This window comes from Pseudomonas frederiksbergensis, assembly GCF_900105495.1.
GTDB lineage: Bacteria > Pseudomonadota > Gammaproteobacteria > Pseudomonadales > Pseudomonadaceae > Aquipseudomonas > Aquipseudomonas frederiksbergensis.
In genome coordinates this window covers 5,849,999-5,876,634 of the sequence record NZ_FNTF01000002.1, presented here as the reverse complement: position 1 = coordinate 5,876,634, position 26,636 = coordinate 5,849,999, and the positions used below count along the sequence as shown (strand labels likewise).

The following is a 26,636-nucleotide window of genomic DNA, read 5'->3' as shown; positions in this document are numbered from 1 at the left end:
GCCTTTCACCAGGGCCGGATATGAGCAAGGCCTCCAACCGAATTTCGAATTACGAGAAGCGAAACCACTACCATGATGCGCAGCCATTATTGCGGCCAACTGAACGAAAGCCTGGAAGGCCAGGAAATTACCCTTTGCGGATGGGTTCACCGTCGCCGTGACCACGGTGGGGTGATTTTCCTCGATATCCGTGATCGGGACGGTCTGGCCCAGGTGGTGTTCGACCCGGACCGCGCTGAAACTTTCGCCGCCGCCGATCGCGTGCGCAGCGAGTACGTGGTCAAGGTCACCGGCAAGGTTCGCCTGCGTCCGGCCGGTGCCGGCAACGCCAACATGGCGTCGGGCATGATCGAAGTGCTGGGCTACGAGCTGGAAGTATTGAACGAAGCGGAAACCCCGCCGTTCCCGCTCAACGAGTTCTCCGACGTCGGCGAAGAAACCCGCCTGCGTTATCGCTTCATCGACCTGCGTCGTCCGGAAATGCTCGAGAAGCTGCGCCTGCGTTCGCGCATGACCACCAGCATCCGTCGTTACCTGGACGAGAACGGCTTCCTCGATGTCGAGACGCCGATCCTGACCCGCGCTACCCCGGAAGGTGCTCGCGATTACCTGGTGCCGAGCCGTACTCACGCCGGTTCCTTCTTCGCCTTGCCGCAATCGCCGCAGCTGTTCAAGCAACTGCTGATGGTGGCTGGCTTCGATCGCTACTACCAGATCGCCAAATGCTTCCGCGACGAAGACCTGCGTGCCGACCGTCAGCCTGAGTTCACTCAGATCGACATCGAAACCAGCTTCCTCGATGAAAAAGACATCATTGGCATTACCGAAGGCATGATCCGCAACCTGTTCAAGGAAGTGCTGGATGTGGAATTCGGCGACTTCCCGCACATGACCTGGGAAGAGGCCATGCGTCGTTACGGCTCCGACAAGCCGGACCTGCGTAACCCGCTGGAACTGGTTGACGTTGCCGATCAGCTGAAAGAAGTCGACTTCAAAGTCTTCAGCGGCCCGGCCAACGACCCGAAATGCCGCGTTGCCGCCTTGCGCGTTCCTGGCGCAGCGAGCATGCCGCGCAAGCAGATCGACGACTACACCAAGTTCGTCGGCATCTACGGTGCCAAGGGCCTGGCGTACATCAAGGTCAACGAGCGCGCCAAAGGCGTTGAAGGCCTGCAATCGCCGATCGTCAAGAACATCCCTGAAGCCAACCTCAATGTGATCCTTGATCGCGTTGGCGCGGTTGACGGCGACATCGTGTTCTTCGGTGCCGACAAGGCCAAGATCGTCAGCGAAGCCCTGGGCGCGCTGCGGATCAAGGTCGGTAACGACCTGAACCTGCTGACTTGTCAGTGGGCGCCAATGTGGGTAGTCGACTTCCCGATGTTCGAAGAGAACGACGACGGCAGCTTCGCGGCCTTGCATCACCCGTTCACCGCGCCGAAGTGCACCCCGGAAGAACTGGAAGCCAACCCGGCGACCGCTCTGTCCCGTGCCTACGACATGGTCCTGAACGGCACCGAGCTGGGTGGCGGTTCGATCCGTATCCACCGCAAGGAAATGCAACAGTCGGTGTTCCGCCTGCTGGGTATCAGTGAAGCGGAACAGGAAGAAAAATTCGGCTTCCTGCTCGACGCCCTGAAATACGGCGCACCGCCGCACGGTGGCCTGGCCTTCGGTCTGGACCGTCTGGTGATGCTGATGACCGGCGCCCAGTCGATCCGTGAAGTGATCGCCTTCCCGAAAACCCAGAGCGCTGCTTGCGTCATGACTCAGGCTCCGGGTGTGGTAGATGCCAAGGCATTGCGCGAACTGCACATTCGTCTGCGCGAAACGCCTAAGGCTGAGTAAGGCTGACCAGAAGGGCGCATCTACGGATGCGCCCTTTCTTTATAGAATGGTCGAGATTTTTATTTGCTGGCTGGCGCATCATGGCGCGGCGGGCAATGTTTCAAAGAGAATTCGGAGCGAGATATGGCGGGTCATTCCAAGTGGGCGAACATCAAGCACCGCAAAGAACGTCAGGATGCCAAGAAGGGCAAGATTTTCACCAAGTGGATTCGTGAACTGACCGTTGCGGCCCGTCAGGGCGGTGGCGATCCGGGTTCCAACCCGCGTTTGCGTCTGGCGCTGGACAAGGCCCTCGGCGCGAACATGAGCCGGGACATCATCGACCGTGCGGTCGCCCGCGGTGCCGGTGCTGCCGACACCGACGACATGGTCGAGCTGACCTACGAAGGCTACGGCCCGGGTGGCGTGGCGGTGATGGTCGAGTGCATGACCGACAACCGCAACCGCACCGCCGCCGCTGTTCGTCATGCGTTCAGCAAATGCGGCGGCAACCTCGGTACGGACGGTTCGGTGGCCTATCTGTTCGAGCGCAAGGGGCAGATTTCCTTCGCTCCTGGCGTTGATGAAGATGCGCTGATGGAAGCGGCGATGGACGCCGATGCCGATGACGTGGTGACCCACGAAGACGGCTCCATCGACGTGTTCACCTCGTTCGCCGGTTTCTATTCCGTGCGCAACGCTTTGGAGGCCGCAGGCTTCAAGGGTGATGATGCGGAAATCGTGATGCTGCCGACCACCAGTGCCGAACTCGACCTGGAAGGCGCCGAGAAGGTTCTCAAGCTGATCGACATGCTTGAAGACCTGGATGACGTGCAGAACGTCTACTCCAATGCGGACATTCCAGAGTCGGTAGCCGCGCAGCTCGGTTGATGCATTGATAAAGATCGCAGCCTTCACCTGACCCCTGTAGGAGCTGGCGAAGCCTGCGATCTTTTGACTTTAAGATCGAAAATCAAAAGATCGCAGCCTTTGGCAGCTCCTACACAGTTATCCTCAAGCCACCGCGATCTCTTTCTGCAGGCGTTATGACTTTAATTCTTGGTATCGACCCCGGTTCGCGCATCACCGGTTATGGCGTGGTACGCGATACCGGGCGTGGATGCGTTTACGTGGCGTCGGGCTGCATTCGCACAGGGTCCGGCGAGCTGCATGAACGCCTGCAAATCGTCTATCGCGGCGTGCGCGAAATCATCCAGACCTACGGGCCGGTGACCATGGGCATCGAAAAGGTCTTCATGGCGCGCAATGCCGATTCTGCGCTGAAACTTGGCCAGGCCCGCGGCGCGGCCATCGTTGCCGGGGCGGAAGAAAGCCTGGAAATCGCTGAGTACACGGCGACCCAAGTCAAACAGGCTGTGACCGGGACTGGCGCGGCGAATAAAGAGCAGGTGCAAATGATGGTCATGCACATGCTGAAACTGACCAGCAAGCCGCAAATCGATGCCTCGGACGCCCTGGCCATTGCTATTTGCCATGCTCACACCCGCTCCAGCCTGTTGCCCCATGGCCTGGGTACGGCACGCAGTCGTGGCGGACGCCTGCGTCTCTGATAGCATCAGCAATCATTTTTTATGGAGCGAGGGTTTTGCGCCTGTGTCGTCGGCGCAAAACCCTCGTTCTGTCAGTCGCCAGCACTGATCTGGCCAACGCTCAAGGATCTGAAACGTGATTGGACGCTTGCGCGGCACACTGGCTGAGAAACAGCCGCCGCACCTGATTCTGGATGTAAACGGTCTGGGGTATGAGCTGGAAGTGCCCATGACCACGCTTTATCGCTTGCCGTCGGTCGGTGAACCGCTGACCTTGCACACCCATTTGGTCGTACGCGAAGACGCGCAATTACTCTATGGCTTCTTCGGCAAGCGTGAGCGAGACTTTTTTCGCGAGTTGATCCGTCTCAATGGTGTGGGGCCGAAATTGGCCCTGGCCCTGATGTCGAGCCTGGAAGTCGATGAACTGGTCCGCTGCGTACAATCCCAGGACACCTCGGCGCTGACCAAGGTGCCGGGCGTGGGCAAGAAGACTGCAGAGCGTTTGCTGGTGGAACTCAAGGATCGCTTCAAGGCCTGGGAAACCGTGCCGGCCATGTTTGCCCTGGTGCCAAACCAGCCGGGTGGGCCTGATACGACGCCGGTCGCCACCGCCGAAAATGACGCGGTCAGCGCGCTGATCTCCCTGGGCTACAAGCCGCAGGAAGCCAGCAAGGCGATTTCTGCGATCAAGGAGAAAGGTTTGAGCAGTGAAGACATGATTCGTCGTGCCCTGAAGGGAATGATCTAAGTGATTGAAGCTGATCGTCTGATTGCCGCCACACCGGGGCCTCGTGATCGCGAGGAAGTCCAGGACCGGGCGATTCGTCCTGTCAGCCTGGCCGAATACATTGGCCAGCCGACCGTTCGCGAGCAAATGGAGTTGTTCATCCAGGCCGCCCGTGGGCGCAATGAATCCCTGGACCACACGCTGATTTTCGGCCCGCCGGGCCTGGGTAAGACGACCCTGGCCAACATCATCGCCCAGGAAATGGGCGTGTCGATCAAGAGCACCTCGGGCCCCGTGCTTGAACGTCCGGGTGACCTGGCGGCGCTGTTGACCAATCTCGAGCCACACGACGTTCTGTTCATCGACGAAATCCATCGGCTTTCACCAATCGTCGAAGAAGTGCTGTACCCGGCCATGGAAGATTTCCAGCTCGACATCATGATCGGCGAAGGGCCGGCCGCGCGTTCGATCAAGCTTGATCTGCCGCCGTTCACCCTGGTCGGTGCGACGACGCGGGCGGGGATGCTGACCAATCCGCTGCGCGACCGTTTCGGTATCGTCCAGCGCCTGGAGTTCTATAACACCGCCGACCTGGCAACGATTGTCAGTCGTTCGGCGAATATCCTCGGCTTGCCACTGGACCCGGAAGGCGCCTTCGAAATCGCCCGTCGTGCCCGTGGTACGCCACGGATCGCCAACCGCTTGCTGCGCCGGGTTCGCGATTTCGCCGAAGTTCGCGCCAAGGGCCACATCACCAAGCCGATTGCCGACCTGGCTTTGAACCTGCTGGATGTCGACGAGCGAGGCTTCGATCACCAGGATCGACGTCTGTTGTTGACCATGATCGAGAAGTTCGACGGTGGGCCGGTCGGGGTCGATAGCCTTGCCGCCGCCATCAGTGAAGAGCGCCACACCATTGAAGACGTGCTGGAGCCGTACCTGATCCAGCAGGGCTACATCATGCGTACGCCACGGGGGCGGGTGGTGACCCGGCATGCGTATCTGCACTTCGGTTTAAACATCCCGTCACGATTGGGCGAGATGCCCGTGGTAGACGAGTTCCTCGATGCCGTGGACGATTAATAACCTTTGCGCGCTGATATATTCGGGGTTTGTGTGGTCCCAGGACCGTACTTTCGCCAGAAAGCCGTGAATCAATGAAAAACAGTTGCCTGGCCGGATTGGCAACCTGAGGAGTAAGCACTAGAGTATGCGCGCGCAAAACGGGCTTGAGCCTTTCGCACTTCGTTGTCGCGTTTATTACGAGGACACCGATGCGGGCGGCATCGTGTATTACGTCAATTACCTCAAGTTTATGGAACGGGCTCGAACCGAGCGGCTCCGGGAGCTGGGCTTTGCCCAATCCCAGCTTGCAGGTGAGGACCTGTTGTTCGTCGTGCATTCCAGCGAAGCGCGTTACCACGCGCCGGCGCGACTGGACGACGAGTTGCTGGTAAGCGCTGAAGTAATCGAATTGAACCGTGTCAGCCTGCGCTTCAAACAGCAGGTCAGGCGGGCTACGGATAATGCGCTGCTCTGCGAAGGGCAGTTTCTGGTGGCCTGTGTGCGCACTAACAGTTTAAAACCCCGGGCCATTCCCGAAGCTCTACGTGCGGCCTTTGCCGACGTGAGCGGCGCGGGTACACACTCAAAGCAGGAGATAAAGCGTGGAAGCTAACGTCGTCGACCATTCCTCCATGTGGAGCCTGGTCAGCAATGCCAGTATCGTGGTGCAACTGGTAATGCTGATCCTGGTAGCCGCATCGGTGACCTCATGGATCATGATCTTTCAGCGCAGCAATCTGCTGCGCGCCGGTCGACGTGCCCTGGAGAGCTTTGAAGAGCGCTTCTGGTCCGGTATCGACCTGTCCAAACTCTACCGTCAGGCTGGCAGTAACCCTGATCCGGATTCAGGCGTAGAGCAGATCTTCCGTGCCGGTTTCAAGGAATTCTCCCGTCTGCGCCAGCAGCCAGGCGTTGACCCGGAAGCGGTCATGGAAGGCGTGGCCCGTGCCATGCGCGTCGCCATTTCCCGCGAAGAAGAAAAGCTCGAGCAGAGCCTGCCGTTCCTCGCGACCGTCGGTTCCGTCAGCCCGTATATCGGTCTGTTCGGTACCGTCTGGGGGATCATGAACTCCTTCCGTGGCCTGGCCACTGCCCAGCAAGCGACCCTGGCCACTGTGGCCCCGGGTATTGCCGAAGCACTGATTGCTACCGCGATTGGCTTGTTCGCCGCCATCCCGGCCGTTATCGCTTACAACCGTTTTGCTGCGCGCAGTGAAACCCTGCTGGGCCGTTACTACACCTTCGCCGATGAATTCCAGGCGATCCTGCACCGCAAAGTGCACACCAGCGAAGAATAAGCAGGTAATTTCCAATGGCTTTAATCGCTCGAGCTCGCAAAAAGCGCAAGCCGGTTGCCGAGATGAACGTGGTGCCTTACATCGACGTGATGTTGGTGCTGCTGGTCATCTTCATGGTGACCGCGCCGATGCTCAATCAGGGCGTGAAAGTTGATCTGCCCAAGGTTTCCAGCGAAGCCTTGCCGCAGGACAACAACACCCAGGTCCTGACCATTTCGATCAAGGCTGACAAGACCTACTACTGGAACCTTGGCAGCGAAGTCGACACTGAAAAGCAACAGGACAAGGCCATGACCTTGCCGCAGATGACTGACGCCGTGACCAAGATCATTCGCGCCGGCACTGAAGGTGGCAAGCGTACCCAGGTGTTCATCCGCGGCGACAAGACCGTCGACTACGGTTCTGTCATGGGCGCCATGGGCGGATTGCAGAAAGCCGGGGTCGGTAATGTTGGCTTGATTACCGAGGCACCCTGATGCAGCAAATGCGAGAGCCGTCCGCCTCGGAAAGCTATTTCTGGCCTAGCGTCTGGGCGCTTGTCTTGCACGTGCTGGTTTTTGGCATGCTGTTCGTCAGCTTCGCCTTCACGCCCGAACTGCCGCCGGCCAAGCCGATTGTCCAGGCGACCCTGTACCAACTGAAATCGAAAAGTCAGGCGACCACCCAGACCAATCAGAAGATTGCGGGTGAGGCGAAGAAATCCGCCGCACGCCAGACCGAAGTCGAACAGATGGAACAGAAAAAGATCGAGCAGGAAGCGATCAAGGCCGCGGAACAAAAGAAGGAAGACGCGGCTCAAAAAGCCGAAGAATCCAAAAAGGCCGACGAGACGAAGAAAGCGGAAGAGGCAAAAAAGGCTGATGAAGCCAAGAAAGCCGATGAAGCCAAGAAGACCGCCGAAGCTAAAAAGGCCGAAGAGAAACAATTGGCTGATATAGCCAAGAAGAAGTCTGAAGAAGAAGCCAAGAAAGCAGCTGAAGAAGAGGCCAAGAAAGCGGCCGCTGAAGAAGCGAAGAAAAAGATCGTCGAAGACGCGAAGAAGAAAGCCGCCGAAGACGCCAAGAAGAAATCTGAAGCTGAAGAGGCGAAGAAGAAAGTCGCCGAAGACGCGAAGAAGAAAGCTGCTGCCGATGCTGCGAAGAAAAAATCGCAGGAAGCAGCACGTAAATCCGCCGAAGACAAAAAGGCTCAGGCCTTGGCAGATCTGCTTTCTGACACGCCGCAGCGTCAGCAGGCCTTGGCGGATGAGCAGGGTGACGAAGTCGCCGGTAGTTTCGATGATCTGATTCGTGCTCGTGCAGCGGAAGGCTGGGCTCGTCCACCTTCGGCCCGCAAAGGCATGACAGTCGTGTTGCAAATCGGCATGTTGCCGGACGGTACGTTGACTTCGGTGAGCGTGGCCAAGTCCAGTGGCGATGGTCCGTTTGACGCTTCCGCTGTAGCGGCGGTCAAGAACATTGGACGTTTGACAGAAATGCAGGGAATGAAGCCGAGTGATTTCGCTCCGTATCGTTCATTCAAGATGACATTCACACCTGAGGATCTAGCCTTGTGAGAAACCTTCTTCGAGGAATGCTTGTCGTTATCTGCTGCCTGGCAGGGATAGCGGCAGCTGATGAAAAAAACATTCTGGTCACCAGCGGCAGTGATCGGGCCACCCCGATCGCAGTCGTTCCGTTTGGCAACCAGGGCGGCAGCGTTCTGCCGGACGACATGGCCGAAATCATCGGTAACGACCTGCGCAACTCGGGTTATTACTCGCCGATTCCAAAACAGAACATGATCAGCCAGCCAAGCCAGGCCAGCGAAATCATCTTCCGTGACTTCAAGGCGCTGGGCGCCCAGTACGTCATGGTCGGCAGCATTGCTCCTGCGGGCGGTCGCCTGCAGGTTCAATACGCACTGTTCAACGTCGCCACCGAGCAGCAAGTGCTGACCGGCAGCGTGTCGGGCAGCGTCGATCAACTGCGCGACATGTCGCACTACATTGCGGACCAGTCGTTCGAAAAACTCACCGGTATCAAAGGTGCGTTCTCAACTCGTCTGCTGTACGTGACGGCTGAGCGTTTCTCTGAAAAGAACACTCGCTACACGCTGCAACGTTCTGACTATGACGGTGCCCGTGCCGTGACCCTGCTGCAATCGCGCGAGCCGATCCTGTCGCCGCGTTTCGCACCGGACGGCAAGCGCATCGCTTATGTGTCGTTCGAGCAGAAGCGTCCGCGTATCTTCATGCAGAACATCGACACCGGTCGCCGTGAGCAGATCACCAACTTCGAAGGCCTGAACGGCGCGCCAGCATGGTCGCCGGATGGCAATCGCCTGGCATTCGTCTTGTCGAAAGATGGCAACCCGGACATCTATGTGATGAACCTGGGTTCGCGTCAGATCACCCGTGTCACCAACGGTCCTGGCATCAACACCGAACCGTTCTGGGGCAAGGATGGTTCGACCATCTACTTCACCTCGGACCGTGGCGGCAAGCCGCAGATCTATAAAACCAGTGCAGGTGGTGGCGGTGCGGAACGTGTGACCTTTATCGGTAACTACAACGCCAACCCTAAGCTTTCGGCTGATGAAAAGACCCTGGTGATGATCCATCGTCAGGAAGGTTTCACTAATTTCAAGGTGGCGGCCCAGGATTTGCAGCGCGGAAGCGTAAAAATCCTTACTGATAGCACTCTGGACGAGTCGCCTACTGTTGCGCCCAACGGCACCATGGTAATCTACGCCACCCGCCAGCAGGGCCGGGGAGTCTTGATGCTCGTGTCCATTAATGGACGCGTAAGGCTCCCGCTTCCTACCGCACAAGGCGAAGTCAGAGAACCTTCCTGGTCCCCTTACCTGAACTGACGCGGCGCTACACGTTGTACTTAACACATTGGGGTTCATTAGGAGTTTCACGATGGAAATGCTGAAGTTTGGTAAATTTGCTGCGCTGGCTCTGGCCATGGCTGTAGCTGTAGGTTGCTCGTCCAAAGGCGGCGACAATGCCGGTGAAGGCGCTGTAGATCCAAACGCTGGTTACGGCGCAAACACTGGTGCAGTTGACGGCTCCCTGAGCGAAGAAGCTGCTCTGCGCGCAATCACCACTTTCTACTTCGAATACGACAGTTCGGACCTGAAGCCAGAAGCCATGCGCGCTCTGGACGTTCACGCCAAGGACCTGAAAGCAAACGGCGCTCGCGTTGTTCTGGAAGGCAACACCGACGAACGTGGTACTCGTGAGTACAACATGGCACTGGGCGAGCGTCGTGCGAAAGCCGTTCAGCGTTACCTGGTACTGCAAGGTGTTTCCCCAGCTCAGCTGGAACTGGTTTCCTACGGCGAAGAGCGTCCAGTTGCTACCGGCAACGACGAGCAGTCCTGGGCTCAAAACCGTCGCGTCGAACTGCGTAAGTAATTCGTCATGCGAACGTGCCGTCGTGCTGTAACTGTTTTGGCTCTCAGCCTCGCACCGCTTGCGGTGTGGGCTGCGGTTCCTGTGGTCGATAATGACTCCGGCTATACCAATAGCGGGACTAATAATCCGCCTGCAGGTTACGGTACGAACGGCGCCTATGCCGGGGGAGGGGTTTCGGCCCCTGTCTCGGCACAGGGCGAGCTGTTCAACCAACTGCAATCGATGCAGGAGCAGATCTCGCGCCAACAAGGCATCATCGAAGTTCTGCAAAATGATGTAGCGCGCATGAAGCAAGAGAGCCTGGAGCGATATCAGGACCTTGATCGGCGCATAGGAACCGGCGTTGCACCAGCCGCGACTCCTGATAATTCTTCCACCGGTGGCAGTTTGAATGCCCCCGGTGCAGCAGCGGGAGCGGCAGCCGCTGCCACTTCCACACAAGCGCCTGCCGCGGGTGGCGAGCCGGCTGATCCGGCGAAGGAAAAACTGTATTACGATGCAGCCTTCGACCTGATCAAAGCCAAGGACTTCGACAAGGCCAGTCAGGCTTTTGCCGCATTCCTGCGCAAGTACCCGAACAGTCAGTACGCGGGTAATGCCCAGTACTGGTTGGGGGAAGTGAACCTGGCCAAAGGCGATCTGCAAGGTGCAGGTCAGGCTTTTGCCAAGGTTTCCCAGCTGTACCCCAAGCATCCAAAAGTGCCTGATTCGCTGTACAAGCTGGCTGATGTAGAGCGCCGTCTTGGTCATCCCGACAAGGTCAAAGGTATTTTGCAACAGGTTGTGTCCCAATATCCGGGCACTTCCGCCGCTCAGTTGGCCCAGCGTGATCTGCAAAAAATGTAAGGGCGGCTTTACCCGTCTTGAAGAAACCCGCGCTTGTCGCGGGTTTTTTCGTTAGAATTCACGCCCTTTTTATGAAACACGCTTTTTGGGATCTGCGCGATGGCGGGGTTCCTTGAAGTGCCTGACGGAGGCGGACAGCCTGTTTAGCTGTCATGCCCGTGGCGACTATGCAAGACACATTGAGAATCACCGAAGTTTTCTACTCGTTGCAGGGTGAAACGCGGACTGCCGGGCTGCCCACTGTTTTTGTGCGCTTGACCGGTTGCCCATTGCGTTGCCAATACTGTGACAGCGCTTATGCATTCACTGGCGGCACCCTTCGCACGCTCGACGACATCCTCGAGCAAGTGGCCGGTTTTCGTCCGCGTTACGTCTGTGTCACCGGCGGCGAGCCGCTGGCACAGCCCAATGCCATCCCATTGCTCAAGCAGTTGTGTGACGCCGGTTACGAGGTCTCGCTGGAAACCAGCGGTGCCCTGGATATCTCGGCGGTCGATCCACGGGTCAGTCGCGTCGTCGACCTGAAAACCCCGGGTTCGAAAGAAGCCCACCGCAACCGCTACGAGAACATCGAACTGCTCACGCGCAACGATCAGGTGAAGTTTGTCATCTGCTCGCGGGAAGACTATGACTGGGCTGTGTCCAAGCTGATCCAGTACGGTCTGGATCAGCGTGCCGGCGAAGTCCTGTTCTCGCCGAGTCACCATGACCTCAATGCTAGGGACCTGGCTGACTGGGTGGTGGCGGACAACCTGCCTGTGCGTCTGCAATTGCAGTTGCATAAATATCTTTGGAATGACGAGCCGGGGCGCTGAAATGACTGAACAACTGAACACTGCTGAAAAACGTGCGGTCATCCTGCTGTCCGGCGGTCTGGACTCCGCGACCGTGGTGGCCATGGCTCGCGCTGAAGGCTACAGCTGCTACACCATGAGCTTCGACTACGGTCAGCGCTCTCACGCAGAATTGCACGCCGCCGAACGTGTCGCTCGCGACCTGGGTGTGGTCGAGCACAAGGTGATCGGCCTGAACCTGAACGGGATCGGCGGTTCAGCATTGACCGACACCAGCATCGATGTGCCGGAAGAAGCGGGCGAAGGTATTCCGGTGACTTACGTGCCGGCGCGCAACACCGTTTTCTTGTCCCTGGCGTTGGGATGGGCTGAAGTGCTCGGCGCCCGCGACATCTTTATTGGTGTGAACGCTGTGGATTACTCCGGTTACCCGGATTGCCGTCCTGAGTTCATTGAATCCTTCGAGCGCATGGCCAATCTGGCGACCAAGGCCGGCGTCGAGGGGAATGGTTTTCGTATCCAGGCGCCACTGCAGAACCTCAGCAAGGCGCAGATCGTCCGGGCGGGCGTGAAGCTCGGTGTTGATTACGGCCTGACTGTTTCCTGCTATCAGGCCGACGATAACGGTCGTGCATGCGGCAAGTGCGACAGCTGCCGCCTGCGTGCAGAAGGCTTTGCGGCAGCCGGAATCAGTGACCCAACACCTTATTTTTGATTTATTTCAAATTAGGTGTTGAATAGTCCTTAAAAATCAGTATTATACGCGCCACCACACAGCGGGTCGTTAGCTCAGTTGGTAGAGCAGTTGGCTTTTAACCAATTGGTCGTAGGTTCGAATCCCACACGACCCACCATTTTTGTAGCAGTTTTAAAAGTCTGGAAGGCCCACGCAAGTGAGGATTTCCGGATTTTTTTTTGCCTGCGATTTAAGGTTGCCCGGGTTCTGGGCTGAGCCGCGTGACGCAGGTCAGAATCATCTTTTGCATCTACGGGATATTCTGTAGCCTTGCGCAGCTTCAACGTTGTCCGTGCCTGATGATACTCACTTTCCCGGCGGTACCCTGAAGGGGCCGGAGCCGGGTGTATACTCGACTTTCGCGCGAACGCGCCTGCAGGTCTTGCGAACATGACGCAGATTTCCGAACGCCTTCTGGTTCAAGCCCACCTCGACGCCAAGCAGCCCAAGCCGCTGACTGCCGAGGAGGAGGCCTATTACCGTGCTGCCATCGCTGCCGAGCTCAAGGCTCAGGACGCGGTGCTGGTTGCTCACTTCTATTGCGATCCGGTCATTCAGGCCCTGGCCGAAGAAACCGGCGGCTGTGTCTCCGACTCATTGGAGATGGCCCGCTTCGGCAATGCTCACCCGGCCAAGACCGTGGTGGTCGCCGGTGTGAAGTTCATGGGCGAGACTGCCAAAATCCTCAACCCGGAAAAGCGCATCCTTATGCCAACCCTGGAAGCGACCTGCTCGCTGGACCTGGGTTGCCCGGTGGACGAGTTCTCGGCGTTCTGCGATCAGCACCCGGAACGTACGGTGGTGGTGTATGCCAACACGTCGGCGGCGGTCAAAGCCCGGGCGGATTGGGTGGTGACTTCAAGCTGCGCGCTGGAGATCGTCGAAAGCCTGATGGATAACGGCGAAACCATCATCTGGGGCCCGGACAAGCATTTGGGCACCTACATCCAGCGCCAGACTGGCGCGGACATGCTGCTGTGGGACGGTGCCTGCATCGTTCACGAAGAGTTCAAGTCCAAGCAGCTCGAAGATATGAAGGCGCTGTACCCGGACGCAGCGATTCTGGTGCACCCGGAGTCGCCGACGTCGGTGATCGAGCTGGCGGATGCCGTCGGCTCCACCAGTCAGTTGATTGCAGCAGCGCAGAGCCTGCCAAACAAGACCTTTATCGTTGCCACTGATCGCGGCATCTTCTACAAGATGCAGCAGCTGTGCCCGGACAAGGTCTTCATCGAAGCGCCAACGGCCGGTAACGGCGCAGCGTGCCGTAGTTGCGCACATTGCCCGTGGATGGCGATGAATACCCTTGAGCGCACGCTCAAGAGCTTGAAGGAAGGGACAAACGAGATATTTGTCGATCCAGCGTTGATTCCGCAAGCGATTCGGCCGTTGAAGCGGATGCTCGACTTCACACAGGCCGCGCGGATGAAATTGGCCGGCAACGCCTGAGATCTGTCAGTTAAGCCGCAAAAACTGTGGGAGCGAGCCTGCTCGCGATAGCGTTCTGTCAGTCACAACCATGTTGACTGATACGCCTCTATCGCGAGCAGGCTCGCTCCCACATTGGTTTTTGTATGGCTGAACTACTTGGCTTTCTTTGGAATCCGCACGAGCTGGGTGTCGGAGTAGATGTCATGCCAGCTGCGTTTCTGTTTGTCGAACAGCGACCAGAAGAACCCCAGCCCGACGCACAGCAAGGACGCGATCGACACCACAAAGCGCAGCAATGCCTGCCACAGGCTGATGGATGAGCCGTCGGCGTTTTGTACGCGGATGCACCAGACCTGCATGCCCAGGGTCTGGCCGGACCAGGTCCAGAACTTGGCGAAGAAGCCGAACAGCACAAACAGCAGCACCGTCGACAGCAATGGATCGCCGTCCAGCGCGCCGGCTTCGGTCAAGGTGCGCATTTTGTCTTCGCCGATGATCGCCATCTGAATCATCTTGTAAATGCCGCTGGTGACGATCAGCAGGGCGGTACACAACAAGAAGTCATAGAACATCGCTGCCAGGCGACGACCCAAGGGGGCGGCAGGAAAGTCGCCCTGAGGTTTGAGAAGATGTTTCGACATGGCAGCCTCTGGACGGAAAAAAGAAGCCATTTTACGTATTTACGCGCACAAAAAAGCCCCTGATGTCAGCATCAGGGGCTTTTTCGTTACAGAAGATCAGGCTTCTGCTTGTACTTCGTCAGCCTGCATGCCTTTCTGGCCTTGCACAGCAACGAAAGTCACTTTCTGGCCTTCTTTCAGGCTCTTGAAGCCGTTGCCCTGAATAGCGCGGAAATGCACGAACAGATCCGGACCGCTTTCTGGAGTGATAAAACCAAACCCTTTCTCGTCGTTAAACCACTTGACGGTACCGCTCTGACGTTGGGACATTTCTTATTTCCTTTGACGCAAAAATTAATGACAGCCTCTTTCTTGTGAAAGAGTACTGGGGCTGGTTGCAGGAGAGTAAGAAGACGTCGAACGGGATGTAGCTAACTTGTAGGCTACTGCCCAGGTCACGATTCCAAGCGACCCATGCAAACACAGTGAACAAACTCTACGCCAACTACGGGAGAAAAAACAAGCCCTGTGGAGGGCCCGGAATTGCTCGCGTTGATGCCGTTCAGCGGCAACTAGCGTTAGCTTATGTGATAGAGGTGTTCAATTGTTTTCGATCGTTATAAGCCAAGTTCGTTATCGAAGGTGTGCACTGTTTTATGGCGGTTGCGTTACACATTAGTGCACTATTAACGCAACCGCGTTACTTATAGAAACAGTCAATCAGCCGCGGTAGTAGCGTTGTGGAACAAATGGCATTTTGCTTACAAGCAAAGGCACCTTTTTCCCACGAACAATCGCCCATACCGGCGTATCGAGAGCAGTGTAAGCACTGTCGACGTAACCCATCGCCAAAGGGCCGCCCAAGGTCGGACCGAAGCCGCCACTGCAAACCGCGCCAATGATGTCGCCTGCTTCATTGACGATCTCCGCTCCTTCGCGCACCGGCGTGCGTTCCTGGGGCAACAGGCCAACGCGTTTGCGGCTGACACCGGCTTGTTGCTGTGCGAACACGGTTTCTGCGCCAGGGAAGCCGCCGGCACGTGCGCCATCAGCGCGACGAGGCTTGGAGATCGCCCACAGCAGGCTTGCTTCGATCGGGGTGGTCTCGGTGTTCATGTCGTGGCCGTAGAGGCACAGGCCGGCTTCCAGGCGCAGGGAGTCGCGAGCGCCGAGGCCGATGGCCGCCACTTCCGGTTCGGCCAGCAGGGCGCGAGCCAGGGCTTCGGCGTTGGCAGCCGGCACGGAGATTTCGTAACCGTCTTCACCGGTGTAGCCCGAACGGCTGACAAAGCAGTCCACGCCCAGCAGTTTCACGCGGGTGAACTGCATGAAGGTCATCTTCGTCACTTCAGGCGCCAGGCGTGCGAGCACGGTGACGGCAGCCGGACCTTGCAGCGCCAGCAGGGCGCGTTCTTCGAACAGCGGCTCGATGGTGCACTGATCGCCGATGTGCTTGCGCAGGTGCGCCAGGTCTTGATCCTTGCAGGCGGCGTTGACCACCAGGAACAGTTCGTCGTTACCCAGGTTGGCGACCATCAGGTCGTCGAGGATGCCGCCAGTCTCGTTGGTGAACATCGCGTAACGCTGCATGCCCACCGGCAGGTCGATGATGTCCACCGGCACCAGGCTTTCCAGCGCCTTGGCGGCATTCGCGCCGGTCAGGCGGATCTGGCCCATGTGCGAGACATCGAACAGCCCGGCCTGATCACGGGTGTGCTGGTGTTCTTTCATCACGCCGAGCGGGTATTGCACCGGCATGTCGTAGCCGGCAAACGGCACCATGCGGGCGCCGAGTTCGATGTGCAGTGCGTGCAGCGGGGTTTTCGACAGTTGTTCGGTGGACATATCCAGCTCCTGAAAAAGTGTGCAGATGCGCGTGAGCATCAGCACTCGATAATGTTGACCGCCAAACCGCCACGGGCGGTTTCCTTGTATTTGCTTTTCATGTCGGCGCCGGTCTGGCGCATGGTGCGGATGACCTTGTCGAGGGAGACGAAGTGCTGACCGTCGCCGCGCAGGGCCATGCGCACCGCATTGATGGCTTTCACCGAGCCCATGGCGTTGCGCTCGATGCAAGGCACTTGCACCAATCCGCCAATCGGGTCGCAGGTCAGGCCGAGGTTGTGTTCCATGCCGATTTCCGCGGCGTTTTCCACTTGTTGCACGGTGCCGCCGAGGACTTCACACAGGGCGCCAGCGGCCATGGAACAGGCCACGCCGACTTCGCCCTGGCAGCCGACTTCGGCGCCGGAGATCGAGGCGTTTTCTTTATAGAGAATGCCGATCGCGGCCGCGGTCAGCAGAAAACGCACGACGCCGTCTTCGTTGGCTCCGGGGATGAAGCGCATGTAGTAGTGCAAAACAGCCGGGACGATCCCAGCCGCGCCGTTAGTCGGCGCCGTCACCACGCGTCCGCCGTTGGCGTTTTCTTCGTTGACCGCCAGTGCGTAGAGGTTGACCCAGTCCAGCACCGACAGCGGATCGCGCAGGGACGATTCCGGGTTCTTGCACAGTTGCCGATGCAGGGCTGCCGCTCGACGTTTGACCTTCAAGCCACCCGGCAGGATGCCTTCGTTGCGGCAACCGGCGTCGACGCAATCCTGCATCACTTGCCAGATTTTCAGCAGGCCGGCGCGGGTTTCCGCTTCCGGGCGCCAGGCGCTTTCGTTGGTCAGCATCACCTGGCTGATCGACAGACCATAGGTGGTGCAGTGACCGAGCAGGTCCTTGGCGCTTTTAAACGGGAAGGTCAGTGGCGTGGCGTCTTCGACGATACGGTCGGCGCCCGCGGCGTCTTCATCGACCACAAAACCGCCGCCGACCGAGTAGTACTCGCGGCTACGGATTTGTATCCCCGCGGCATCGAAAGCGCGAAAAATCATGCCGTTGGGGTGATAGGCCAACGGTTTGCGGATCATCGCCAGGTGTTCTTTCTCATTGAACGCAATGCTGTGTTCGCCGAGCAGGTTCAAACGACCATTGCCGCGAATCTCTTGCAGACGGGCGGCGACGGTTTCGGTGTTCACGGTGTCCGGGTGTTCGCCTTCCAGGCCCAGCAACACAGCCTTGTCGCTGCCGTGGCCTTTGCCGGTGGCGCCGAGTGATCCGTAGAGCTCGACTTTGACGCAAGTAGTCGCGGCCAGCAGCCCTTCACGGCGCAAACCTTCGGCGAAGCGCGCAGCAGCACGCATCGGGCCGACGGTGTGAGAGCTGGAGGGGCCGATGCCAATCTTGAACAGGTCGAACACGCTTAAAGACATGAGTTGTTCTCCGGTTTCTTGTTATAGGAATTGGCTAAAATCTTTTGGCTGGATTCGGTCCTGTGGGAGCTGGCTTGCCTGCGATAGCGGTGTGTCAGGCAAGCGGGATGCTGACTGATCCACCGCTATCGCAGGCAAGCCAGCTCCCACAGGGTTTTGTGGTGTTCTTGAATGTGGGGGGGCGAGTAGACCCGCCCCCTTATCCGTTTAAGCGTAGCTTTCGATCGACGGGCAGGCGCAGATCAGGTTGCGGTCGCCGAACACGTTGTCGACGCGACCGACCGGTGGCCAGTACTTGCCTTCGATCAGCGACGCAACCGGATACACCGCTTGCTCACGGCTGTACGGATGCGTCCACTCGCCGACGATTTCCGCCGCGGTGTGCGGGGCGTTTTTCAGTGGGTTGTCGTCCTTGTCCAGGGTGCCGTTTTCCACTGCGCGGATTTCTTCGCGGATGCGGATCATGGCGTCGCAGAAGCGGTCCAGTTCTTCCTTGGATTCGCTTTCGGTCGGCTCGATCATCAGCGTGCCGGCGACCGGGAACGACATGGTCGGGGCGTGGAAACCGAAGTCGATCAGGCGCTTGGCGACGTCATCGACGCTGATGCCGCTGCTGTCTTTCAGCGGACGCAGGTCGAGGATGCATTCGTGCGCCACCAGGCCGTTGCTGCCGGTGTAGAGCACCGGGTAGTGCTCTTCGAGGCGACGGGAAATGTAGTTGGCATTGAGGATCGCCAGTTGCGATGCACGCTTGAGCCCGGCACCGCCCATCATCCGAATGTACATCCAGGTGATCGGCAAAATGCTCGCGCTGCCGAACGGTGCGGCGCAGACCGCGCCTTCCTTGCGCTCCATCTGCGCATGCCCCGGCAGGAACGGCGTCAGGTGCGACTTGACGCCAATCGGACCAACGCCCGGGCCGCCACCGCCGTGCGGAATACAGAAGGTTTTGTGCAGGTTCAGGTGCGACACGTCGCCGCCGAACTTGCCCGGCGCGCAGAGGCCGACCATCGCGTTCATGTTGGCGCCGTCGATGTACACCTGGCCGCCGTGGTCGTGAATGATGCCGCAGATTTCGCGGATGCCTTCTTCGAACACGCCGTGGGTCGACGGGTAGGTGATCATCAGCGCGGCGAGGTGTTCGCGGTGCTCGATGGCCTTGGCGCGCAGGTCTTCGATGTCGACGTTGCCGCGGGCATCGCAGGCAGTGACGACCACGCGCATGCCGGCCATGTTGGCGGTGGCCGGGTTGGTGCCGTGTGCCGAGGACGGGATCAGGCAGATGTCGCGGCGGTCTTCGCCACGGCTCTGGTGATAGGCGCGGATCGCCAACAGGCCGGCGTATTCACCCTGGGAACCGGCGTTCGGTTGCAGCGAAATCGCGTCGTAACCGGTGGCGGCGCAGAGCATCGCTTCCAGTTCGTCGGTCAGTTGCTGGTAACCGGCGCTTTGCGCGGCCGGGGCGAACGGGTGCAGGGCGCCGAATTCGGCCCAGGTCACCGGGATCATTTCGCTGGCGGCGTTGAGTTTCATGGTGCAAGAACCCAGCGGGATCATGGTGCGATCCAGTGCCAGGTCCTTGTCGGCGAGCTTGCGCAGGTAGCGCATCAGCTCGGTTTCCGAGTGGTAGCGGTTGAATACCGGGTGGCTGAGGATTGGCGACTGGCGAACCAGTGTGGCCGGGAGAGTGCTGACCACCGAGGCGGCGAGGGCGGCGAAGTCTGGCAGCGCCTTACCGTCGGCGAACAGGGCCCATAGGGTTTCCACGTCAGCTTGCGACGTGGTTTCGTCGAGGGACAGGCCCAGACGCTCGGCATCGACCACGCGCAGGTTGATCTGCTGGGCACGCGCCTTTTCATGCAACGTGGCGGTGTGCGCGCCGGTGTTGAGGGTCAGGGTGTCGAAGAAGCTTTCCTGCTCGACCTTCAGGCCCAATGCGCTCAAGCCTTTAGCCAGAATCGCGGTCAGGTGATGTACGCGGTTGGCAATCTGCGTCAGGCCTTTCGGGCCGTGGTACACGGCATACATGCTGGCGATGTTGGCCAACAGCACCTGCGCGGTGCAGATGTTCGACGTGGCCTTCTCGCGGCGGATGTGTTGCTCGCGAGTCTGCATCGCCAGGCGCAGGGCCGGCTTGCCGAAACGGTCCACGGACACACCGACCAGACGACCCGGCATGTCGCGCTTGAACGCATCCTTGGTGGAGAAATACGCCGCGTGCGGGCCACCGAAGCCCAGTGGCACGCCGAAGCGTTGCGCACTGCCTATGGACACGTCGGCGCCGAATTCGCCCGGCGGGGTCAATACGGTCAGCGCCAGCAGGTCGGCGGCCACGGCCACCAAGGCGTTGGCGGCGTGGAAGCGTTCGGTCAATTCGCGGTAATCGAACACGTCACCGTTGCTCGCCGGGTATTGCAACAGGGCACCGAAGAACGGCGTCACGTCAGTCAGTTCAAGTTCATCACCGACCACTACGTCGATGCCCAGCGGCTCGGCGCGGGTGCGCAGCACGTCGAGGGTTTGCGGGTGGCAATGCACGGAGGCGAAGAAGGCGTGGCTGCCCTTGTTCTTGCTCAGGCGTTTGCAGAAGGTCATCGCTTCGGCGGCGGCGGTGGCTTCATCCAGCAGCGAGGCGTTGGCGATCGGCAGGCCTGTGAGGTCGCTGATCAGGGTCTGGAAGTTCAGCAGCGCTTCGAGACGACCCTGGGAAATTTCCGGTTGGTACGGGGTGTAGGCGGTGTACCAGGCCGGGTTTTCCAGCAGGTTGCGCAGGATTGGCGACGGCGTGTGGGTGCCGTAGTAGCCCTGGCCGATGAAAGTCTTGAACAGCTGGTTTTTGCCGGCGATGGACTTGATCAAGGCCAGGGCGTCGGCTTCGCTCAGGCCGTCTTCGAGGCCAAGGACGCTGGTGCCCTTGATGCTGTCCGGGATGACGCTGGCGCTCAGGGCTTCCAGGGAGTCGAAGCCGAGGCTGTTGAGCATGGCTTGCTCGTCGCCGGCGCGCGGGCCGATGTGACGGGCGATGAATTCGTTGGCGGTGGTCAGGCTTACTTGAGTCATGTCAGCGCTCCTCAGGCTTCGGCGTTGGCTTTGATCAGACGGTCGTAAGCATCTTGATCCAGCAGTTTGGCGACAGCCGATGCATCGGTAGGCTGGAAGCGGAAGAACCAGCCTTCGCCCAGCGGATCTTCGTTGACCAGTTCAGGACTGCTGTCCAGCGCCGGGTTCACTTCCAGCACTTCACCGTCCAGCGGCATGTACACGCCGCTGGCGGCTTTTACCGATTCCACGGTGGCGGCTTCAGCGCCTTTGTCGTAGGACTGCAGCTCCGGCAGTTGTACGAAAACCACGTCGCCCAGGGCGTTCTGTGCGAAAGCGGTGATGCCGACTGTGACGGTGCCGTCAGCTTCGGTACGCAGCCATTCGTGATCTTCAGTAAAACGCAACTCGCTCATGGAAACTCCTAAGGGGGCCAGACTCGTCTGGTGGACGCGATTGAATACTCGGCAATGCCGTACTTTATGGATGGTTACTAAGCAAAATCGCGGCCAATGTTTTTTTATTGTTATAAATCAATAGGTTATGTGTTTGTTCGAGATGCAGCGATTGGCTGGCTGTAGCGAAATCGCTACAGCTCGGGGCGAAGAAAAAAGCCTAAGTGGATCAAAGCCTTGCACGGCGGTGATCGGGAGAGGGTGTAGCGATATCGTTCCGCTGTAGCGCTTTCAGTACAGATGTAGGTCGCTTTTGGGTTGAGTAAATGATCGTTCCCACGCTCCGCGTGGGAATGCAGCCCGTGACGCTCCGCGTCACTGGACGCGGAGCGTCCCTAGAGGCATTCCCACGCGGAGCGTGGGAACGATCAATTGGTTCTGTGGTGTTTGGGGGATTTCAGGGCTTGTTGGGAATGCCGTACTTGCGCAATCGATGGGCGATGGCGGTGTGGGAGGTTTGCAAGCGACTGGCCAGTTGGCGGGTCGAGGGGTAGCTGACGTAGAGTTTTTCCAGCAGGGTCTTCTCGAACTCTTCCATCGCCTGTTCGAGGCTGTCGACGTCGCTGTCGCTCTGACGCGCCACGGAGGTGCCGGCGATATCGAGGTCGCCAATGTCGACCAGGCTGCTTTCGCAAATCGCAGCAGCGCGGAAGATCACGTTCTGCAATTGCCGCACGTTGCCCGGCCAGCGATTGCCCAGCAGTGCCGGATAGGTGCCGGGCGCCAGGCGACAGACCGGGCGCTGGATCTGCGCGCAGGCCTGCTGCATGAAGTAGCGGGCCAGCAGCAGGATGTCCTGGCCGCGTTCGCGCAGGGGCGGGACTTCGACGTTCAGGACATTGAGGCGATAGAACAGGTCTTCACGGAACGAACCTTCACTGACCATTTTTTCCAGGTTGCGGTGCGTGGCGCTGAGGATCCGCACATTGACCTTGACCTCACGATCCCCGCCCACCCGGCGGAAGCTGCCGTCGTTCAAGAAGCGCAGCAACTTGGCCTGCAAGTACGGCGACATCTCGCCGATCTCATCGAGAAACACCGTGCCCTGGTTGGCCAGTTCCATCAGCCCCGGTTTGCCGCCCCTTTGTGCGCCCGTGAAGGCGCCGGGGGCGTAGCCGAACAGTTCGCTTTCGGCGAGGTTCTCCGGCAAAGCCGCGCAGTTCAGCGCCAAAAATGGTGAACCGTACCGAGCACTGATGGCGTGGCAGGCACGGGCCACCAGTTCTTTGCCGGTGCCGGTTTCGCCCTGGATCAGCAACGGCGCATCGAGCGCCGCAACGCGCTGGGCGCGGGCCTTGAGGGTGCGAATGGCCGGAGATTCTCCGAGCAGTGCATCGAACCCTTCGGCGTGGTCGTGGTGCAGCGCCGAGAGGCGTTCGCCGATACGGTTGGGTTGATAGAGGGTCAGCAGGGCACCGGCGTCGGTAATCGGTGTGGCGTCCAGCAGTAACGTCTGGCCGTTGACGGTGACTTCCCGCAGCGGCAGGCGGAAACCGTTTTCCAGCAGGGCTTCGAGCAGTGCCGGGTCGGCGAACAGCTCGGCGATGCTTTCGCCGTCAGGCTCGCGACCGTACAACGCAATCAGCGCCGGGTTGGCCAGCAGCACCTTGCCGGCACTGTCCAGCGCCAGGACCGGGTCGGTCATGGCCGCGAGCAGCGCATCAAGTTGCAGGTGCCGACGCTGACCGGGAAGAATGTCGACCACCGTCACCGCTTGCACGCCGCGCACGCTGAACAACGCATCGCGCAGTTCTTCGAGAACTTCCGGGCTCAGGGTCGGGGCGTCGATGTAGACGTTGGGCGGGACCATTTCCACCGCATCCAGATTGAGATTGCGCCCACCCAGCAGGGCCAGGACTTCCTGGGTAATGCCGACGCGGTCGATGAAGCTGACGTGGATACGCATGGGGCGTTTTTGGGTTCTGGAGTGCGGAGGGTGGCAAGTATGCCTTGGGGCGGGCCAATGGTGAAATCCTGCGCGGGAGTTCTAACTGATCGTTCCCACGCAGGAGCGTGAGAACGATCAGTCGGTTACCACTGCGCGCGATGGGAGCCCAACTCCGAAGCCGCCAGTGTCCACTGCAACGGCGTCCCCGTAATCTTCAGCGGTACATGAAGTCGATGCGCCGGGCCCCAAGGCGTCTGCTCAATCACCAGCCCTTGATCGTTGTCATCCTCCGCCCGCAGCGGCTCATCTGTTCCCGCGCCGTTTTCAATCAGCAACTTCGCGGTACGCGCCAACGATAAGCGCGCCGAGCCACTGCGCCCCAATAATCGAATCGCAGCGGCCGCCATCAAATAGCCGGTGGCGTGATCGAGCGCTTGCAAGGGCAATGGCGTCGGCTTGTCTGCGCGTTTCCACTGCATGCCGGCGTCGGCGATTCCGCTGCTCATTTGTACCAGGCTGTCGAAGCCACGACGGTTCTGCCACGGGCCGCTCCAGCCGTAGGCATTGAGGCTGACGTCGATCAGGCCGGGCGTCAGTTTCTGGCGTTCGGCGGCGCCGTAACCCAGGCGTTCCAGTGCGTCGGCGCGGTAGCCGTGGAGCAGAATGTCGGCGTTTTTGAGCAGGCTTTCGAACACCGCGCGATCAGTCTTGTCGTGCAGGTCCAGACGCGCGCAGCGTTTGCCCAGGGTGACTTCCGGCACCACGCCCGGTTCGTTCCAGGTCGGTGGGTCGATGCGCAAAACGTCGGCGCCGAGGCCTGCCAGGAAACGGCTGGCAACCGGTCCGGCGAGCACTCGGGTCAAATCCAGCACCTTGATCCCGGCCAGCGGTTGCGCCACCGAGCCTTGCCATGGTTTCGCGTTCTGGCGGCTGTTGTCAGCCAACTGAATCAGCGGCTCGGCGTTCACCGCCTGACCTTGGGGATGCGCTTGCCATTGCGCCCAGCTACGCATCTCGGCGGCGCAGCCACCGGCATCGACTACGGCCTGCTCCAGATCGCTTTTGGCCCATTGAGCAACCTTGCTCGCCATCGCTGTACGGTCGGCACAGGCACCGAGCACTTTTTCGGCTGCGGCGCGGTGATGAGGCGCGTTGGTGTGCAGGCGGATCCAGCCGTCTTTGGCTGCGTAGTCACCGGCGACGGGGTCCCAGAGTGGCGGGACGCTCCAGCCTATCGGGCGGATCGAGGTGGCGAACCAGAAAGAGGCGAGGCGGCGGTCGACCTCAAGGGTGGGTAGGCGGCCGGTTTGTTGCTGCAGCCATTCGCTGACAGCCTGGCCGGCAGCGGCAATGCTGGCGCACGCCAGGTCGGTGACGGCAAACGCCGAGGGCAGGGCGCCGCTCGAGGTGAACTTGACCTGGGTGTGAGGCAAGCCGAGTGCGGCTTGAATGGACGTGAGTAAACCAGTCATCGAAGGCCCTCCGGGAGAGGGCTTCATGATAGATCGTTCCCACGCTCTGCGTGGGAATGCCTCAATGGACGCTCTGCGTCCGCTTGGGACGCGGAGCGTCCCGGGCTGCATTCCCACGCGGAGCGTGGGAACGATCATTAGGGGGTTACACCCGAAACTGATCCATCAATTTCATCTGGTGCGAGGTCAGCGAGTTGAGGTGGCTGCTGATCTGCGCCGATTCGGTGGCCTGGCCGGTCAGGGTTTCGGTGACGGTGCGGATTGCCGACACGTTGCGGTTGACCTCTTCGGCCACCGCGCTTTGTTGTTCGGCGGCGCTGGCGATTTGCAGGTTCATGTCGCTGATGACCGTCACTGCGTCGCTGATTTTGCTCAAGGCCTGCACCGCTTGCTGGATCTGCCCGGCGTTGCTGTGGGCCTGGGTCTGGCTCGAATGCATCGTGGCCACCACGCCGCGAGTGCCGGTCTGGATGCGCTCGATCACGATGCGGATTTCTTCCACCGAATCCTGGGTGCGTTTGGCCAGGTTGCGCACTTCATCGGCGACCACCGCAAACCCGCGACCGCTTTCGCCGGCACGCGCCGCTTCAATCGCCGCGTTGAGCGCCAGCAGGTTGGTTTGTTCGGCGATGCTGCGGATCACTTCCAGCACCGAGCCGATCTGCTCGCTGTTGACCGCCAATGCTTCGACTTCGGTCACGGCCTTGCTGACTTCGTCGGCCAATTGATTGATGTCGCGGGTGCTGCGTTCGATGATCTGCATGCCGTCGCGGGCCGACTGGTCGGCACCCTTGGCCGCGTTAGCCGCGTTCGAGGCACTGTTGGCGACGTCGTGGGCGGTGGCGCTCATTTCGTTGGACGCGGTGGCGACCTGGTCGATTTCGCGGAACTGCACTTGCATGCCTTCGCTGGTCTGACGGGCGATTTCCGAAGACTGGTCGGCGGTGCCGCGCGCATCGGTGATGCTTTGTTTGATCTGCGCGATGGTCGGTTGCAGCTTGTCGAGGAAGCGGTTGAACCAGCTCACCAGTTCGCCGAGTTCGTCCTTCTTGCCGTAGTGCAGACGCTGCGTCAGGTCGCCGTCGCCGCTGGCAATCGCCTTGAGCATTTCGGCCACGCTGTTGATCGGCCGGGTCACGCCGGACGCCGTGAGCCAGATCAGCAACAGTCCGACCAGGCCGGCAATCACTGCCACCAAAACGGCTTTGATCGTGCCGCTTTGCTGGGCGTCATCGAGAACGGTTTGTAACTTGACCGAGTCGGCCAGCAGCACCTGTTTTGGCAGGTCGATCACCACGCCCCAGGCTTTGGAATCGGCAATCGGACTGACCGGGTACACCGCGCGGATCAGGTCGCCCTGTTCGAGAATCTTCGGTGTGCCGGCGCTGAGCAGTTGCAGGACGTCCTTGCCGTCTGCGCCCAGAGTGTCGCCGATGCTTTTGCCGACCTTGCTCGCGTCCACGCTGTAACCGGCGAGTACGCCGCTGCCGGAGACGATCAGCATGTGTCCGGCGCTGTTGAACAGATCGCGTTGGGAGTCGACAGCCGCCGCTTGCAGCGCGTCGAGGGCGATGTCTACACCGACCACGCCGATGGACTTGCCATCCACCAGCAGCGGTACGGAAATGGTGGTCATCAGCATTTCCTTGCCGGCGACAGTGTCGGCATACGGGTCGAGCAGGCAGGTGCGCTTGCTGTCGCGAGGGCAGGTGTACCAGCTGTTATAGGGCGTGCCGCTGAGGCTCAAGGTGGTTTTGGTCATGTCGTCTTCGACCATGATCGTGTTGATCCCGACACCGCCGGCACGGCTCCAGTAGCTGGCAAAACGACCGGCTTCGTTGGACTGGCGAGCGGCATCGTTGGCGAACTCGCTGTCCTTGCCGTCGAGGCCATTGGGTTCGAATGCCAGCCAGATGCCGAGCACTTTGCTGTTGCGTTCGAAGGCGGTTTTCAGGCTCTGATTCAACTCTTCACGCAGGGCACCGGCGTCAAGGGAGCGCGTGCTCGCCATGTTGCGCAGGTCCTTGATCTGATCGGCCAGGGCGGTCACCACCAGCAGGCTTTCACCGAAGGTCTTCTGCACCCGCACCGCTTGCTCGGCGGCCTTGGCCTGGAGCAGGTTCTGCACGCTGGCGGTGAGCATCTTGCTGCTGGAGGCGCTGACCAGTTCATCATTTTGATCGGTCTGGTAGATGTTCATGCCGACGATCAGGACGACCACG

General features: G+C 59.7%; 24 protein-coding genes, 1 tRNA gene and 1 pseudogene. 16 read left to right on the top strand and 10 right to left on the bottom strand.

Annotated features, from left to right (window positions below; genetic code table 11):
* Positions 1-72 precede the first annotated feature (72 nt).
* The 16 genes from aspS (at position 73) to nadA (ending at position 13,698) form a co-directional block, all read left to right on the top strand.
* Positions 73-1,848, top strand: a complete 1,776-nt coding sequence (gene aspS, locus BLW70_RS27700; protein ID WP_074879473.1) for an aspartate--tRNA ligase — start codon at positions 73-75, stop codon at positions 1,846-1,848.
* Positions 1,849-1,971: 123 nt separating this feature from the next.
* Positions 1,972-2,718 carry a YebC/PmpR family DNA-binding transcriptional regulator gene (locus BLW70_RS27695; RefSeq protein WP_074879469.1) on the top strand — a complete coding sequence of 249 codons (747 nt, stop codon included), beginning with the start codon at positions 1,972-1,974 and terminating at the stop codon, positions 2,716-2,718.
* 155 nt (positions 2,719-2,873) lie between these two features.
* Positions 2,874-3,398: a crossover junction endodeoxyribonuclease RuvC gene (ruvC, locus tag BLW70_RS27690; RefSeq protein WP_007945844.1), complete on the top strand. Its 525-nt coding sequence runs from the start codon at positions 2,874-2,876 to the stop codon at positions 3,396-3,398.
* 115 nt (positions 3,399-3,513) lie between these two features.
* Entirely contained in the window at positions 3,514-4,128 is a 615-nt protein-coding gene (gene ruvA / locus BLW70_RS27685; RefSeq protein ID WP_046049661.1) for a Holliday junction branch migration protein RuvA, read from the top strand.
* Positions 4,129-5,190: a Holliday junction branch migration DNA helicase RuvB gene (gene ruvB, locus BLW70_RS27680; RefSeq protein WP_008147374.1), complete on the top strand. Its 1,062-nt coding sequence runs from the start codon at positions 4,129-4,131 to the stop codon at positions 5,188-5,190.
* A gap of 127 nt (positions 5,191-5,317) precedes the next feature.
* The gene (gene ybgC, locus BLW70_RS27675; protein WP_008147372.1) at positions 5,318-5,785 is read left to right on the top strand and encodes a tol-pal system-associated acyl-CoA thioesterase; all 468 of its coding nucleotides are present in this window, start codon (positions 5,318-5,320) and stop codon (positions 5,783-5,785) included.
* The gene (gene tolQ, locus BLW70_RS27670) at positions 5,775-6,470 is read left to right on the top strand and encodes a protein TolQ (RefSeq protein WP_008147369.1); all 696 of its coding nucleotides are present in this window, start codon (positions 5,775-5,777) and stop codon (positions 6,468-6,470) included. Before ybgC ends, tolQ begins: the two co-directional genes overlap by 11 nt.
* Before the next feature lie 23 nt (positions 6,471-6,493).
* Entirely contained in the window at positions 6,494-6,946 is a 453-nt protein-coding gene (gene tolR / locus BLW70_RS27665; RefSeq protein ID WP_161807482.1) for a protein TolR, read from the top strand.
* Complete coding sequence (tolA, locus tag BLW70_RS27660) at positions 6,946-8,025, top strand: cell envelope integrity protein TolA (RefSeq protein ID WP_074879466.1); 1,080 nt, start codon at positions 6,946-6,948, stop codon at positions 8,023-8,025. Before tolR ends, tolA begins: the two co-directional genes overlap by 1 nt.
* Complete coding sequence (gene tolB / locus BLW70_RS27655; RefSeq protein ID WP_074879460.1) at positions 8,022-9,323, top strand: Tol-Pal system beta propeller repeat protein TolB; 1,302 nt, start codon at positions 8,022-8,024, stop codon at positions 9,321-9,323. The genes tolA and tolB overlap by 4 nt, the downstream gene beginning before the upstream one ends.
* Before the next feature lie 52 nt (positions 9,324-9,375).
* Positions 9,376-9,873: a peptidoglycan-associated lipoprotein Pal gene (pal, locus tag BLW70_RS27650; RefSeq protein WP_003178634.1), complete on the top strand. Its 498-nt coding sequence runs from the start codon at positions 9,376-9,378 to the stop codon at positions 9,871-9,873.
* A gap of 6 nt (positions 9,874-9,879) precedes the next feature.
* The gene (gene ybgF, locus BLW70_RS27645; RefSeq protein ID WP_074879457.1) at positions 9,880-10,719 is read left to right on the top strand and encodes a tol-pal system protein YbgF; all 840 of its coding nucleotides are present in this window, start codon (positions 9,880-9,882) and stop codon (positions 10,717-10,719) included.
* A gap of 167 nt (positions 10,720-10,886) precedes the next feature.
* A complete protein-coding gene (gene queE, locus BLW70_RS27640) occupies positions 10,887-11,534 on the top strand; it encodes a 7-carboxy-7-deazaguanine synthase QueE (protein ID WP_074880837.1) in 648 nt (215 codons plus the stop codon).
* 1 nt (position 11,535) lies between these two features.
* Entirely contained in the window at positions 11,536-12,228 is a 693-nt protein-coding gene (gene queC / locus BLW70_RS27635) for a 7-cyano-7-deazaguanine synthase QueC (RefSeq protein ID WP_074879454.1), read from the top strand.
* 63 nt (positions 12,229-12,291) lie between these two features.
* A tRNA-Lys gene (locus BLW70_RS27630) sits at positions 12,292-12,367 on the top strand.
* A 272-nt stretch (positions 12,368-12,639) separates the two neighbouring features.
* On the top strand, positions 12,640-13,698 hold the full coding sequence (gene nadA, locus BLW70_RS27625) for a quinolinate synthase NadA (RefSeq protein WP_008146918.1): 1,059 nt from the start codon (positions 12,640-12,642) through the stop codon (positions 13,696-13,698).
* Positions 13,699-13,832: 134 nt separating this feature from the next.
* Here the strand turns inward: nadA and BLW70_RS27620 are convergent, their stop codons facing one another.
* The 10 genes and pseudogenes from BLW70_RS27620 to BLW70_RS31610 all read right to left on the bottom strand — a co-directional run.
* Positions 13,833-14,321, bottom strand: coding sequence for an RDD family protein (locus BLW70_RS27620; protein WP_074879451.1), 489 nt, complete (start codon positions 14,319-14,321; stop codon positions 13,833-13,835).
* Positions 14,322-14,417: 96 nt separating this feature from the next.
* Positions 14,418-14,630, bottom strand: coding sequence for a cold-shock protein (locus BLW70_RS27615; RefSeq protein ID WP_003175786.1), 213 nt, complete (start codon positions 14,628-14,630; stop codon positions 14,418-14,420).
* A 390-nt stretch (positions 14,631-15,020) separates the two neighbouring features.
* The gene (gene gcvT, locus BLW70_RS27610) at positions 15,021-16,145 is read right to left on the bottom strand and encodes a glycine cleavage system aminomethyltransferase GcvT (protein WP_074879447.1); all 1,125 of its coding nucleotides are present in this window, start codon (positions 16,143-16,145) and stop codon (positions 15,021-15,023) included.
* 38 nt (positions 16,146-16,183) lie between these two features.
* Positions 16,184-17,560 (bottom strand): L-serine ammonia-lyase, encoded by a 1,377-nt coding sequence (locus tag BLW70_RS27605; protein WP_008146925.1) that lies wholly within the window; start codon positions 17,558-17,560, stop codon positions 16,184-16,186.
* A gap of 207 nt (positions 17,561-17,767) precedes the next feature.
* Positions 17,768-20,620, bottom strand: a complete 2,853-nt coding sequence (gcvP, locus tag BLW70_RS27600; protein ID WP_074879444.1) for an aminomethyl-transferring glycine dehydrogenase — start codon at positions 20,618-20,620, stop codon at positions 17,768-17,770.
* 11 nt (positions 20,621-20,631) lie between these two features.
* Complete coding sequence (gene gcvH, locus BLW70_RS27595) at positions 20,632-21,015, bottom strand: glycine cleavage system protein GcvH (RefSeq protein WP_007949423.1); 384 nt, start codon at positions 21,013-21,015, stop codon at positions 20,632-20,634.
* 436 nt (positions 21,016-21,451) lie between these two features.
* Entirely contained in the window at positions 21,452-22,960 is a 1,509-nt protein-coding gene (locus tag BLW70_RS27590; protein ID WP_074879441.1) for a sigma-54-dependent transcriptional regulator, read from the bottom strand.
* Between the two features lie 125 nt (positions 22,961-23,085).
* Entirely contained in the window at positions 23,086-24,414 is a 1,329-nt protein-coding gene (locus BLW70_RS27585) for a CoA transferase (RefSeq protein ID WP_074879438.1), read from the bottom strand.
* Positions 24,415-24,559: 145 nt separating this feature from the next.
* A complete protein-coding gene (locus BLW70_RS31615; RefSeq protein WP_371917827.1) occupies positions 24,560-25,315 on the bottom strand; it encodes a methyl-accepting chemotaxis protein in 756 nt (251 codons plus the stop codon).
* A gap of 102 nt (positions 25,316-25,417) precedes the next feature.
* Positions 25,418-26,425 (bottom strand): annotated as a pseudogene (locus tag BLW70_RS31610) (methyl-accepting chemotaxis protein); the annotation flags it as partial.
* Between the last annotated feature and the right edge of the window lie 211 nt (positions 26,426-26,636).

What these genes read in the sequence shown, in the direction of transcription:
- aspS (WP_074879473.1), top strand. Translation starts at nt 73, where the DNA reads ATGATGCGCAGCCATTATTGCGGCCAACTGAACGAAAGCCTGGAAGGC.
- BLW70_RS27695 (WP_074879469.1), top strand. Translation starts at nt 1,972, where the DNA reads ATGGCGGGTCATTCCAAGTGGGCGAACATCAAGCACCGCAAAGAACGT.
- ruvC (WP_007945844.1), top strand. Translation starts at nt 2,874, where the DNA reads ATGACTTTAATTCTTGGTATCGACCCCGGTTCGCGCATCACCGGTTAT.
- ybgC (WP_008147372.1), top strand. Translation starts at nt 5,318, where the DNA reads ATGCGCGCGCAAAACGGGCTTGAGCCTTTCGCACTTCGTTGTCGCGTT.
- tolA (WP_074879466.1), top strand. Translation starts at nt 6,946, where the DNA reads ATGCAGCAAATGCGAGAGCCGTCCGCCTCGGAAAGCTATTTCTGGCCT.
- pal (WP_003178634.1), top strand. Translation starts at nt 9,376, where the DNA reads ATGGAAATGCTGAAGTTTGGTAAATTTGCTGCGCTGGCTCTGGCCATG.
- ybgF (WP_074879457.1), top strand. Translation starts at nt 9,880, where the DNA reads ATGCGAACGTGCCGTCGTGCTGTAACTGTTTTGGCTCTCAGCCTCGCA.
- queE (WP_074880837.1), top strand. Translation starts at nt 10,887, where the DNA reads ATGCAAGACACATTGAGAATCACCGAAGTTTTCTACTCGTTGCAGGGT.
- queC (WP_074879454.1), top strand. Translation starts at nt 11,536, where the DNA reads ATGACTGAACAACTGAACACTGCTGAAAAACGTGCGGTCATCCTGCTG.
- nadA (WP_008146918.1), top strand. Translation starts at nt 12,640, where the DNA reads ATGACGCAGATTTCCGAACGCCTTCTGGTTCAAGCCCACCTCGACGCC.
- BLW70_RS27620 (WP_074879451.1), bottom strand. Translation starts at nt 14,321, where the DNA reads ATGTCGAAACATCTTCTCAAACCTCAGGGCGACTTTCCTGCCGCCCCC.
- BLW70_RS27615 (WP_003175786.1), bottom strand. Translation starts at nt 14,630, where the DNA reads ATGTCCCAACGTCAGAGCGGTACCGTCAAGTGGTTTAACGACGAGAAA.
- gcvT (WP_074879447.1), bottom strand. Translation starts at nt 16,145, where the DNA reads ATGTCCACCGAACAACTGTCGAAAACCCCGCTGCACGCACTGCACATC.
- BLW70_RS27605 (WP_008146925.1), bottom strand. Translation starts at nt 17,560, where the DNA reads ATGTCTTTAAGCGTGTTCGACCTGTTCAAGATTGGCATCGGCCCCTCC.
- gcvP (WP_074879444.1), bottom strand. Translation starts at nt 20,620, where the DNA reads ATGACTCAAGTAAGCCTGACCACCGCCAACGAATTCATCGCCCGTCAC.
- gcvH (WP_007949423.1), bottom strand. Translation starts at nt 21,015, where the DNA reads ATGAGCGAGTTGCGTTTTACTGAAGATCACGAATGGCTGCGTACCGAA.
- BLW70_RS27590 (WP_074879441.1), bottom strand. Translation starts at nt 22,960, where the DNA reads ATGCGTATCCACGTCAGCTTCATCGACCGCGTCGGCATTACCCAGGAA.
- BLW70_RS27585 (WP_074879438.1), bottom strand. Translation starts at nt 24,414, where the DNA reads ATGACTGGTTTACTCACGTCCATTCAAGCCGCACTCGGCTTGCCTCAC.
- BLW70_RS31615 (WP_371917827.1), bottom strand. Translation starts at nt 25,315, where the DNA reads ATGCAAGTGCAGTTCCGCGAAATCGACCAGGTCGCCACCGCGTCCAAC.